At 47.1% G+C, this 12,648-nt stretch carries 11 protein-coding genes; 6 read left to right on the forward strand and 5 right to left on the reverse strand.

Annotated features, from left to right (window positions below; translation table 11 throughout):
• Positions 1-150 precede the first annotated feature (150 nt).
• Positions 151-627 carry a hypothetical protein gene (locus tag NYR53_RS04375; RefSeq protein WP_261304078.1) on the forward strand — a complete coding sequence of 159 codons (477 nt, stop codon included), beginning with the start codon at positions 151-153 and terminating at the stop codon, positions 625-627.
• A 34-nt stretch (positions 628-661) separates the two neighbouring features.
• On the opposite strand, the gene hprK is transcribed toward NYR53_RS04375, so the two are convergent.
• A complete protein-coding gene (gene hprK / locus NYR53_RS04380; RefSeq protein WP_261304079.1) occupies positions 662-1,576 on the reverse strand; it encodes an HPr(Ser) kinase/phosphatase in 915 nt (304 codons plus the stop codon).
• A 190-nt stretch (positions 1,577-1,766) separates the two neighbouring features.
• On the opposite strand from hprK, the gene NYR53_RS04385 reads away from it, so the two are divergent.
• Positions 1,767-2,033: a zinc ribbon domain-containing protein gene (locus NYR53_RS04385; RefSeq protein ID WP_261304080.1), complete on the forward strand. Its 267-nt coding sequence runs from the start codon at positions 1,767-1,769 to the stop codon at positions 2,031-2,033.
• 99 nt (positions 2,034-2,132) lie between these two features.
• Here the strand turns inward: NYR53_RS04385 and NYR53_RS04390 are convergent, their stop codons facing one another.
• From NYR53_RS04390 to NYR53_RS04405, 4 genes are all read right to left on the reverse strand, one after another.
• Entirely contained in the window at positions 2,133-2,303 is a 171-nt protein-coding gene (locus tag NYR53_RS04390) for a hypothetical protein (protein ID WP_157036824.1), read from the reverse strand.
• A 328-nt stretch (positions 2,304-2,631) separates the two neighbouring features.
• A complete protein-coding gene (locus NYR53_RS04395) occupies positions 2,632-4,011 on the reverse strand; it encodes a DUF4129 domain-containing protein (protein WP_261304081.1) in 1,380 nt (459 codons plus the stop codon).
• Complete coding sequence (locus NYR53_RS04400) at positions 3,974-5,125, reverse strand: DUF58 domain-containing protein (protein WP_261304082.1); 1,152 nt, start codon at positions 5,123-5,125, stop codon at positions 3,974-3,976. Before NYR53_RS04400 ends, NYR53_RS04395 begins: the two co-directional genes overlap by 38 nt.
• 3 nt (positions 5,126-5,128) lie before the next feature.
• Positions 5,129-6,085, reverse strand: a complete 957-nt coding sequence (locus NYR53_RS04405) for an AAA family ATPase (RefSeq protein ID WP_261304083.1) — start codon at positions 6,083-6,085, stop codon at positions 5,129-5,131.
• Positions 6,086-6,846: 761 nt separating this feature from the next.
• Here NYR53_RS04405 and NYR53_RS04410 point away from each other — a divergent pair.
• From NYR53_RS04410 to NYR53_RS04425, 4 genes are all read left to right on the forward strand, one after another.
• The gene (locus NYR53_RS04410) at positions 6,847-8,505 is read left to right on the forward strand and encodes a response regulator (RefSeq protein WP_261304084.1); all 1,659 of its coding nucleotides are present in this window, start codon (positions 6,847-6,849) and stop codon (positions 8,503-8,505) included.
• Positions 8,506-8,587: 82 nt separating this feature from the next.
• On the forward strand, positions 8,588-10,315 hold the full coding sequence (locus NYR53_RS04415) for a cache domain-containing sensor histidine kinase (protein WP_261306275.1): 1,728 nt from the start codon (positions 8,588-8,590) through the stop codon (positions 10,313-10,315).
• A gap of 12 nt (positions 10,316-10,327) precedes the next feature.
• On the forward strand, positions 10,328-11,308 hold the full coding sequence (locus NYR53_RS04420; RefSeq protein WP_261304085.1) for a substrate-binding domain-containing protein: 981 nt from the start codon (positions 10,328-10,330) through the stop codon (positions 11,306-11,308).
• 146 nt (positions 11,309-11,454) lie between these two features.
• Entirely contained in the window at positions 11,455-12,492 is a 1,038-nt protein-coding gene (locus tag NYR53_RS04425) for a galactose ABC transporter substrate-binding protein (RefSeq protein ID WP_437180161.1), read from the forward strand.
• Positions 12,493-12,648: the final 156 nt, after the last annotated feature.

Genomic DNA, 12,648 nt, shown 5'->3' on the forward strand with positions numbered 1-12,648 from the left:
AAACACAAAGCAGTTGCAGCCTATACCATGCATAAAATGGACAAAATCAGGCAATGGTAAAATCACTAAATTGAAGCGGAGGTTGTCAACATACTAAATAAATTTCTACTTTGGTCAGGATTTGTGCTGCCCTGGTTAACTTTATTTTTGATGAAGAAAAAGAGTATTTATAGGTATATACCTGTTGGGATTTTCTCGGCGCTTTTGGTAACGATCGTGTATGAGATTGGCTATACATATAAGTTGTGGATATTAATAGATGCCATCGTTCCATGGGGCCATGTGACAAATACAGCTTTTGCTTATGGGATTTTTCTTGTCGGAACGATATGGGTTTTTCACTTTACATTTGGGCGGTTTTGGTTATATGTTGTTGCTAATCTGTTGTTAGATGCCTTTTATGCCTTTGTGTTTCATCGGATTGAGGAAAAGCTTGGCATAGCGGATCTTGTCAGTGTGAAGCACTATCATATATTCCTCATCATGATGGGACTTGCGATTATCCTGTATCCGTATCAGCTATGGCAAGAGCGAGCATGGAGAAATCTGAACCACGGCGATCACGATGATATCACGGTTAGAATTAGTAAGCCGACTTGGTTGACGAAAAGAGAAAGAGCCAAATAAGAAAGCCGCCTCATCTTAGGATGGGCGGCTTCTTTTAATCAGTGTCACTTTGCAGTCGCTGCATGAATTCCTCAGCAGCACGGTACCCTTGCTGACGCAAATACCAGTTGTTGGCCGCGGCTTCAACGAGTCCGGCAACGTCACGTCCAGGCTGAAGTTGGATTTCAATATGTGGAATTTTAATATCCATATACTCAGTGAAACAAGGTTCAAGCTCCAAATCGTTATTGAGCGCATCCTCCTGCCACTTCGTAAGCTCAATATCGAGCACGATCCGCGTCTCGTCCTGGAAAGCTTTGCGGCCGTAGAGCCGCGAAACGTTAATCAGTCCGATGCTGCGCAGCGCCAGGAATTCCTTCGTTTTCCCATTGTGGGTACCGAGCAGGGTCTCGGGACTAATCTTCTTCAGTACGACAATATCATCGGCAACGAGGCGATGCCCTCTACGAATTAAGGTATGGGCGGTTTCACTCTTGCCAACTCCAGACTTACCGCGAAGCAGAATGCCAATCCCTGAGACATTGACGCAAACACCGTGAACGGCAATCTCCTGAGCGAGCGATTTACTCAAATACAAATCCACTAAATCCTGAAACTTACTCGTAGGGGAAGCCGTACGGAGGAGTGGGATTTTCTCTTCTTCGCAATATTTGGTTAAATATTTCAAGCCTTCTTGGTTTCTCGTCACGACGAAACAAGGCGGGTGATATTTGACAATATTACCGATATGAAGATTTCTTTCGTTCTCGCTGAGACTGTGCAAATAGGTAATTTCTTTCCTGCCTAACAGCTGAACGTGCGCTTGCGGGAAATACTCAAAATAGCCGACAAATTCAAGTCCAGGGCGATGTGCCTTTGTTTTGGTAATCGGACGGTGCAGTTCCGAATGTCCGGCAAGTACTTCGAGCGAGAAACGCTGGGCCAAATCTTTCACTGTGACGGGCTTCACAACAGTCCTCCTTAAAGGTTTACTTTTACTATTCTAAATTGAAATTGACAATCTATCTCTAGTAGATTCGCTTGCGAATGGCTACTATCCTGCTATGAAAGCGCTTGAATCGATAATAGACAGCTTTTCGTTGCAAATGCATGCTTTGTTGGTATGATAATAGGAGAAGCTTTTAGGAGGAGTAAAAAACATGGACACCTACAAAAACTGTCAAAGCTGCGGGATGCCGCTCGCTCGTGATGAGCAAGGCGGAGGAACAGAGAAGTCTGGCATGAAGAGCAAGGTATACTGCAGTCACTGCTACCAAAACGGTGAATTCACAATGCCGGATTTAACCGCAGAGCAGATGAAGGAACGGGTGAAGCAAAAGCTGGTTGAGTTTGGTTTTCCACGATTTCTTACAGGCCTCTTTACACGAAATATTCATAAGCTAAAAAGATGGTCACCAAACAAATAAGTGAGTTGACTGCCATGACGACAAAAAAGGCCCTATGCAAGAATTGCACAGAGCGAATACCAACATGGTCTTTCGTATGTTTATGTAAAAGAAAGCAGCTTATCTGTTGAAGCCGCATTTTTTAGCAAGTGTTGGCCATGTTGAAAGAAACATGCTTTCCCACCTGTCTTCGGGTAATACCATGATCCATTTTGCGATTTGATCCAATCCCATTTCGCATAATGTGTTAACGACTTCTTCTTTTTCACAACCGGTTTTTAATGCTAACATCTCAAAACCACCTCAGTCGAATGTATTCAAACAATTATGTATATGCTGTCGTGTGTAAAAATGTGCATGATTTTTTTGAGTACGATGCTGGGATGCGGATTGGAAAGGCTAAGAAGCAGATAAATGACGCATGCATATAAAAGAAAGAGGCTGAGCGGTTGTTGTTTGCTGCGCAGCCTTTTTGTTTTGCATGAAGAACTTTTGGGGTGAGTAAGGGATGGAGTGGGAGTTAAGTTGAGACGATGTTTAACATCGTTAAAGTGTTGGGATTGCTTGGGTTCGTCACGTTAGCGATGAAAAACATGCTTACAGGCAGGGAAAACGGTGTTCATTTCAATTGATTGCGAATAAGATGGTCAAGAGTTTGCAGTACTTGATCAAGTTCTAAATCAGATACATCCTCATCTCTATACCGTGCTTGGTTATAAGCTGATGTGATGGCATGGACGGCATGGCTGGACAGCTGATATTGGTTGGAAAGCTCCCGTTCTGTTTCATTTGGGGTGTGCGCTTTCTTGTAAGTATAGCCCCCCTCAGCGGCTTGCTGGATCAAAACACGATAAATGAAACGGATGCGCTCTCGATTGTTCGGCATTTGTGACCACTTGGGCTCATTTGCTTTCCCCCTCGACCAACTCTTCATCGTTTGCTGCCACCATATACGCGGTAGTTCTTTCCACGCCAGGAGATTCTCTTTTTCATCCGTGAATCCTTCGGTTCCCTCGCCTTTCTTGCTGCTAAATGAACGGTTCATCAAGCGTCGGATCAGCGAGACCAGAACAGGTGTCAGCTTGGCAATGATGATATAGATGGTGCTAAGGATAAGGGCAATGATGATAAAATAGCCGATAATAACCTGGGCATAGTGAACCAGTATGTCAAACCAGCTTGGTTCACCAGTGGGGGCAGGAGGCGGAAGCGACAATGGTTGAGCTGAAGGAATTGGCTCGGGCGGCTGATCAGACGGTTGCTCGGACAGCAAAAGGCGCAGCAGCCAAGCGATCGTAGCACGAAAAAGAGAGCTGATTCCTTGTTGTAGTTGTTGAAAATAGGCAACAGCTGCGATGCAAGCAATTAATGTGATTAACCAAATGCGGCTTGAACGCTTCACTGCCTCAGATAGTGACGATGCTGCAGCTCGTTCATTGCCTGCTAACGTGGCGCTAAGAAGCTGAACGCGATTCGCAGCTAAGAGAAAAATAACAAGCGAACAGAACCCGAATCCATTCAGCCAACCTATATACGGATGGAAAAGAACCAACCCTCCCATAATGGGGACACCTACGAAATAAACCAAACCTGCGGTAACAAATATGCTCGCAGGGAAGAGCGAGAGCCATCCATCCTTGGTGCAGCGAATTCCGCGATAGACAAGTAGGAATTCGATGGCTGCGCAGGTCCAGCTATGCCAGTTGTTGCCTTGCAGAAGGTAAGCTATCGTTATACCTGCTCCCGCACAAAGCATTAACTCGTAGAGCGTACGAGTTAGCCATTTTATCCGTCCAAAGAAGCACCCCGATACATAGCAGAGCAGGAACTGTAAGCAAGTCATCCAGAGAAAGGTCTCTGACAGATAGACCTGGATTAAGACTATAATCGGAAAGAAGATAATGAGTTCGAGTAAACCGTACAAGATCGCTAAGCTGAATTCTCTCACAAGTAAATTGAGGTTAGTTCGTCGAGAAGGCGTTTGAATGGGCGTTAACATTGGAATCACCTACCTTCTCTCTGTTCAGCTCAAGAATGCCGTGCTGCAAGGGGATGATAAAAACTGAATGTCCTAACGATTCAAGTCGCTCAATTCGATCTTCGATCCCCTTAGAGACGAAAGAAGTCAGCAGGATGATGTCCATCGCGGTCCCGTCTTGCTCGATTCCATGATCCAGGAAGTCTTCAAAAGAGCGAGAGCAGGAGATGGCAAGCTTAGCCATTGTTTCGAATAGGTGTTCCAAATGCGGCCAACCACCTTCGGGGGCGAGGTACACGGGAACTCCAGGCTGGCCCTGCAGAGAGCCATTGTAGCCGAAACCAACCGGGATACCTTGACTCACGGCATATTCTGCAAGTGTAGCTGCATACGAGAGAGCTTTCTCAACAAGCTCGGGATCGGTCACAGCATCCCACATTGTTTCCGTTATTTGCGTATTTACGGCCAAGAGCAGCCTAGGGTCAGCGGTGAAATCTCGATTATATACTTGGAGTTTCTGACTGCGTGCTGTCGCCTTCCAGTGGATGCTGTTCATCGTATCACCAAAGCGATATTCCCGTGCGCCGGAAACGAGAAATGGATCCGGCATGATCCAGCGTTTGACGGTAATATCGCCTTGCCATCGGCTCGAGAGGAGCGGGATGTCATCTCGGCTTACCAAGCGCGGGGAGACAAGGAGCTCAAGTTGCATACGGTGAATGGAAGAAGCAGCCTGCACACCAACCAAATCTCCCATTGAAGCGGCCACCGTTTCGAGCTTATACCAACCACGCTTCGCACAGTGTACCCCGTGGCGTCGGACTATTCTTGTATAGGGCATAAGGCTGAACAGACTGCGATGATTCTGGAAAAGAGCTCCGCTGCTCACTGCGAGATTGCTCATCTTCGCAAAGTGGAGCCCTGCGTGAATCGTTGATTCCAAGCGAAGCCAAGGAATTGGAGCCAGCTTACGATTGACGATCGTTTCGATCATGACAATATCATCCCCTGCATGGCAATGCGTCGTACTGAAGGTTCGCTCGATGCGAAGCCCGCGAAACCCCCAGCGGGCAAATAGCAGATGCTGGAGGAGGAACAGAGCGACAGTGATGATGAGAATCCAGCTAATGCTCATCGGCTACCCCAGCTTCACTTCCGTAGGAACGGGGGTAGCTGCAAGGATACTGACCAGCAGGGCATGTACCTGCTGGTCCTGTTGGCGTGATCGCGTTCGCAGCAGGATGCGATGCGCCCAGACGGGCCCTGCCAGCGCTTTGATGTCGTCTGGCAGCACGTAGTCGCGGCCGCGAAGCGCCGCGTACACCTGCGCCGACTTCATCAAGGCGCGAACGCCGCGCGGGCTGACGCCAAGCGCGGTATCCGCATGCGTGCGCGTCGCCTCCGCGAGCTGCACGATGTACTGCAGCAGCTCGTCGCTGACGCGCACCTGCGTGAACAAGTGCTGAGCTTCCAGCAGCTCAGCACGGCCCACCACCGGCAGCAGCTGATCGAGTGGATCATGCTGCTGGTAGCGCTTCAAGATCTGGACCTGCTCGGCAGCCGACGGATAGCCGAGGGAAAGCTTCATCAGGAAGCGGTCGAGCTGAGCTTCCGGGAGGGGGAACGTCCCCTGATTCTCGACAGGGTTCTGCGTGGCAATGACGAGGAACGGAGCTTCGAGGATGCGCGTTTCACCGTCGATGCTCACTTGGCGTTCCTCCATGCTTTCCAGCAAGCTGGACTGCGTGCGCGGCGTCGCGCGGTTAATCTCATCGGCAAGCACGATGTGAGCGAATAATGGCCCTGGGCGGAATTCGAATTCGCCCAGCTTCTGGTTGAAGAAATTGATGCCGCTTACATCTGACGGCAGCAAGTCGGGCGTGAACTGGATGCGCTTCATTGTGCCGTCGAGGGAGCGGGCCAGCGCTTTGGCTAGCTGCGTTTTCCCTGTACCGGGAACATCCTCAAGCAGCACATGCCCGGAAGCAATGAGGGCGATGATCAAAAGCTCGACAGTATCTTCCTTGCCAATGATGACTTTACCTATGTTTTCTTTAATAAGAGTAGCTATTCGTCCTATTTGTGCGAAATCCAATGGGCTTCCTCCTATTATGATAGATTTGGTTTGACTCAATGATGTTTTAGTGAGCGATTTTACTGCAATTCCTGTCTTTTAAGCAGTTTTACTACAATTCCTGTTTACTGAGGGAACGTCGATTCGTTATTTCTTTCGTTTAGCTGTTTTCAGGGTTCCAAGCGGAACGACGTTCCGCTATTTCTTAGAAATGGCAGAGAATTCCCCCCATTCGGACTAAATAACGCATCGTAGTTCCTTTTGGGGAACAAAATAAGCATTTTCCAAGAAATAGCGTACTCAGGTTCCGTTTCATCATCGCAAAGGCTCGGTCCAGCGTCGGCGGATGGAGTTAGCTCGCAAAGGCCCAGTCCAGCGCCGGCCGGATGGAGTTAGCTCGCAAAGGCCCAGTCCAGCGCCGGCCGGATGGAGTTAGCTCGCAAAGGCCCAGTCCAGCGCCTGCCGGATGGAGTTAGCTCGCAAAGGCCCAGTCGAGTGCCTGCCGAATGGAGTTAGCTCGCAAAGGCCCAGTCCAGCGCCAGCTGAATGAAGTCTGATCGCAGGCTGCACCAAGCTAAGCAAGAGAATGTCCTACTTGTCTTTTTTAGTGGGCTTTGCTTTCTCTGACTTAATTTTAACAGACGAAAGGTGATTTTTACCATTAATTCCTCATTCACGCACCAACCAGTTGTGTATTCCATAGGCAGTTAGTACAATGATGATGATTAAGAATACGCTTACGATGTAAGCTTTTCGAACGGAAAAGCTTTAGGAGGACGGACATGTACAAGCTGTTACTAGTTGATGATGAAGAGGACGTGCGAGAAGGTGTCGTCCGCGAGATAAATTGGGAAGCGATTGGCTTTGAAGTGATAGAGAAGGCGGAGAACGGCAGGGAAGCGCTGGAAATGGTTGAGCGGCTGCAGCCGGATGTGGTCGTGACGGATATTCAGATGCCGTTCATGAATGGGCTTCAACTAGCTGAAGCGGTCCGTGAGCGCTTTCCGACGATTAAGCTCATCATCCTTACGGGGCATGATGAATTCGAGTATGCCCAAAAGGCGATTAAGCTGCATATTGATGAATATGTGCTGAAGCCTTTTTCCGCGCAAGAGCTAATCAATGCTTTGCTGAAGGTGAAGGAGCAGATTCAAGAGGAAGTGTCTCATCGGGAAAATGTACAGCTGCTGAAGGAGCATTACCGCAAGAGCATGCCTGTGTTGAAGGAAAATTTCTTAGCAACGTTAATGAACCGGAAACTCCCGCGTGATGAAGTCTACGAGAAGGCTGCGAACTACGGAATTGAGCTTACTGGGAATAGCTATGTTGTAGCGGTGCTGAGCATCGATGGGGTGCTCATTCATGAAGAGGATTTGGAGAATCGCAGCGAACTGGCGAAGTCCGTTTCTTTGAAATATTCCGAGGATCAGGCGCTGAAATATTTTGCCCTGCTGAATATTACCGAGGAGATCGCCGATAAACGGCGTCTTGGCCTTGTTTTCATGCATAATGATCAAGTGGTTGTACTCGCCGCAAGAGAAAGCACAGACAGAGAAGCTGCGCTTCAAGAAACGATGAAGGTGCTGGAAGAAGTGCGGCAGAACGTAGAGAAATATTTGAAATTTACGCTTACCGTTGGGATCGGAACCGTTATGAAAGACGTAACCAAGATGAGCTATTCGTATGAAGATGCCGTGTTGGCGCTTGATTACAGGCTCATTTTGGGCAACAACCGCATGATCTACATCGATGATGTCGAGAAGCGGAGCGTGGAGAAGATTCGTTTTGACGATGTGAAGGAGCATGCCTTGACGCGCTGCATTAAGGTTGGGACGAGTCAGGAGATTCGGGAGACGATGGATGAGCTTTTTCAAGGGATAGAGGGCGGTGTTTCCGTTAAGGACTACCAAATTTATTTACTCGAAATATTGACTTGTATCCTGAAAGCAGCCAAGGACTCGAACCTTAACGTCGATGAGGTATTTGGCGAACATTTTATTCCTTTTACAGAAATTAATAAATTCACATCCTTGGAAGAAGCCAAGCATTGGCTTGCCGAATTATGTGCGAGCATGATGAATCATATCGCGACGGATCGTCAATATACGTACAAAAACCTAGTTGAAATGGCCAAGGATTATACGAAGAGCCATTATCACGAAGGAGATATCACGATTAATAAAGTGTGCGGCCACCTGCATATCAGCGCGGGATATTTCAGCAGTATTTTCAAGAAAGAGACGAAAATGACCTTCGTGAACTATTTGAACCATATTCGTATGGAGGCGGCCAAGGAGCTATTGCGCACTACGGATATGAAGGCGCTGGAAATCGCCGAGAAGGTTGGTTATGCCGATGCCAATTATTTCAGCTTTTCATTCCGCAAAAATGTCGGTGTTTCCCCCAAAGAGTACCGAAATAACAGTTCCAAAGGGCTTTAGTGGTAAAGGGGGGGGGTGGTAAAGCTTGAAACGTAAAGTAAGAACACTATTCGAGGCTTTGTATAACGTACTGCTGGACACGATGAGGGTGAAAAGCATTCAATTTACGATTACGATGTCGTTTATTTTGATTACGGTGATCGTCATGTTGATCATTTCGCTGGTGCTTTATAATAAATTTTCTAGAACAGCGGAAGAGAGTGCTTTTCTGAATACGCAGCAGGTGATTGAGCAGGTCCAGTTTAACTTAGAACACTATATTAAGGGTATGGCGGACACCTTCGAGGTGGTTGATGCGAAAATTGCCAGAAGCTATGGCATTCCAACGGACAAGCTGCTTGAGCAGTTGGAAACGATCGCAAGCACGCGCGAGGATATCGTCTCTATTCATCTTTTTACAGCAGATGGCGGACTAGTAACCGGTATTCCCACGACCGAAATGCGCAAAAATACGCGACTTCTCGAGCAGTCGTGGTTTAAGTCTGCGCTGGATAATCCAAACCATCTCACTTTTTCCCTACCGCATATACAGAATCTCTTCAAGGATCCATACAAATGGGTCGTTTCCATGAGCAAGGGGGTTTCCATTCAAAAGGATGGGAAATGGGTGGAGGCCGTGCTGCTTGTAGATGTTAACTTCAAGACGCTGGATGACGTGTTTCGTACGGTATCTCTTGGTAAAAAGGGCTACGTTTACATCATCGACGACTCTGCCGGTAATATTGTCTATCACCCGCAGCAGCAGCTTATTTATATTGGTTTGAAGTATGAAAATGTGGAGCAAGCGCTCAAGTTCTCGTATGGAAAATATATGGATATCAGCGATGGCGAGTCGCGGCTCAATGTGGTTAGGACGGTTAACAACATCGGTTGGAAAATTATTGGCGTCTCCTACATGGATGAAATGGTTACAACACGCAAGGAAATCAGTACGTTCATGATTTGGCTTCTCGTCATTGTCCTTGTTTTCATTTTGTTGATCTCGTCCTTCATGTCTGCGCGTATTTCACAGCCTATTAAGCGACTGAAGAAGTCGATGGAAATGGTCGAAAAGGGCCATTTTGACACCTATATTCATGTTCGTGGCGCTGATGAAGTGGAGCAGCTTTCGCGGAGATTCAATCTGATGGTCTCGCGGGTTCGTGAGCTGATGGATCAAAGTATCCATGAGCAGGAGACGAAGCGGAAGAATGAGCTGGAGGTACTGCAGTCACAGATTAATCCGCATTTTTTGTACAATACACTCAATTCCGTTGTTCGCATGGTGGGTAATGGGAAGAATGAAGACGTCGTCAAGACGATTACGTCCTTGTCCAAATTTTTTCGGATATCGCTGAGCAAGGGTAAGAATATCATTTCCATCGGAGAAGAGATCGAGCACATTCGGAATTATTTGATCATCCAGAAGATGCGGTATAAGGATAAATTCGATTACGAGATTCTTGTGGATGAAGAGGTGCTTTCCTACAAGACGCTGAAGCTGATTTTACAACCATTTGTGGAAAATGCACTCTATCATGGCATTGAATATATGGTAGACGAAGGCCTCATTCAGATATCGGTCGGCAAGGTCGATGAGAAGATCCTATTCGAGATTAGGGATAACGGTGTTGGTATGTCGGAAGAAACGCTCAAGAACATCCTGACCGGTCATGTGAAAAGCGAAAAAGGGTCCGGTGTAGGGCTGCGAAATGTACATGAGCGTATCCAGTTATATTTCGGTTCGGAGTATGGGGTCAAGGTTGAAAGTGAGCTGGAAGAAGGAACTACCGTCAAGGTTTGGATTCCTATAGTTTTAGAAGATGAATAGGAAGGAGAAACCATGGATAAAACAATGAAAGTAAGTCCTCTTCTATTCGCCGTCCTGGTAGCCGTCATCTCCATGTCTTCCTGTACCAAACAAACGGAGACGATACCGACCGAGCTGAAGAAACATTTGGAGATTGTCCTCCGAAGTCAAAACGGCGATTACTGGAAGACGGTGAAGATTGGTGCCGAGGTGGCCGCGAAGGAGTTTGATGTTACGCTGGATTTCCGTGCACCAGGCGATGAAGCGGATGTGAAAGGGCAAATCGCTTTAATGGAGCAATCGATCGGCAGCGGACCGGACGCCATTGTGCTCTCTCCTAACAGTTATAAACAATTGTCCAAGGTTGTGGATGATGCGTCAATGCGGGGAATTCCTGTCATCACGATCGACTCCGAAGTGGAGACAAACAAAGCTAAGAGTTTTATCGGGGCTAATAATTATGAGGCTGGGCAATTGGCTGGCAAACAGCTCATCAAGCTGGCTGGGACAAGTGGTGATATTGCTATTGTTAGCTTTATGCAAGGAGAGCGCAATACAGAGCTTCGGGAACAAGGGCTCTTGGAAGAGCTATCCAAATATCCGAATATTAAGGTGATTGAGAAGGTTTACAGTCTGACGGACTATGAACTTGCTGCGCAGCTGACCCGTAGCATGATGGAGAAGCATCCCCAGTTAGACGGGATTGTTGCTCTGAATGAAATCTCGTCCATTGGCGTTGCGCATGCGATTCAAAGTATGGACCTCCAGGACAAAGTGAAAATCATCACATTTGATAGTACCTCTGAAGAGCTGGAGCTGCTGCAAGAGGGTGTCATCCAAGCGACGATCATTCAGAATCCATTCAGTATCGGGTATTTAGGTGTAAAAAACGCAGTTGAAGCTTTGAAGGGAAAGAAGGTGCCCAGCCGTGTGGATACAGGGATTAAAGCTATTGACCTGGATAATATGTTCTGGTCGGATAATCAGAAGTTGTTATTCCCGTTTATAAAGTGATGAGAATTTCGATAGAACACATGAGGATATTGCATTTGTTTTGGTGTTTTGATCCAGTATAGTAGGGAATGTAAATAATAAACAACACACCTTTTAGGGAGGGTCTTACCTTGAAAAAATTGATTACTCTTGCAGTAGCAGGCGCTTTGGTTGCAACCGTAGCTGGCTGTGGCACTAAAACAGCAACTCCTTCACCAGCTCCAGCAGCATCTACAGGTGCAGCAGCAACGGCAAAACCAGCAGATACAGCTAAAAAACCAACAATTGGTGTAGCCATCTACAAATTTGACGATACATTCATGTCTGGTGTTCGTGCCGCGATCGCTGATGCTGCTAAAGATAAAGCAACAGTTGATATCGTTGACAGCCAGAACTCACAACCAACACAAAATGATAAAGTCGATCTTTTCATCACGAAAAAAGTAAATGCACTAGCGATTAACGCAGTTGACCGTACAGCGGCAGGCGTTATCATCGATAAAGCAAAAGCGGCAAACGTTCCCGTTGTTTTCTTGAACCGTGAGCCACTTGCTGACGACATGAAGAAATGGGATAAAGTTTACTACGTAGGCGCTAAAGCAGAGCAATCCGGTACGATGGAAGGCCAACTGTTGGTTGACTACTTCAAAGCCCACCCAGAAGCGGATAAAAACAAAGACGGTAAAATCCAATACGTTATGCTGAAAGGCGAGCCAGGACATCAAGATGCTGAGCTTCGCACGAAGTTCTCCATCCAAGCGATCACAGATGCTGGTCTGGGTGTAGAAAAAGTAGCGGAAGATACAGCGATGTGGGACCGCGTTAAAGGTCAAGAGAAAATGGCAGCATTCCTAGCTTCCAGCGAAAGCAAAATCGAAGCTGTTCTTGCGAACAACGATGATATGGCACTTGGCGCTATCGAAGCTTTGAAAGCAAAAGGCTATTTCAAAGACAACAAATTCTTACCGGTTGTAGGCGTAGATGCTACAGCTCCTGCTCTTCAAGCGCTTAGCGATGGGACACTACTCGGAACAGTTCTAAACGATGCGAAAAACCAAGGTGCAGCAACAACGAATGTAGCAGCAGCACTTGCTAACGGCAAAACACCTAGCAAAGAAACAACAGGCTACGATGTTACTGACGGTAAGTATGTATGGATTTCCTACAAAAAGATTACAAAAGCTAACATGAACGAAGCGAAGTAATCCGAATAGAAGCGGGCAAGAGCAGCGATGAATGACTACGCGGGCGCTCTTGCCTTCCTTATTTGGGAACCCATGCAAAGCTAAAGAGAAAGAGAAATAGGCTTCGAAGAAAGGCTTCACTTTGTGGGGATTATCGTGAGCTGTAGGGGGAGTTAC

This window comes from Paenibacillus andongensis (assembly GCF_025369935.1).
GTDB lineage: Bacteria > Bacillota > Bacilli > Paenibacillales > NBRC-103111 > Paenibacillus_E > Paenibacillus_E andongensis.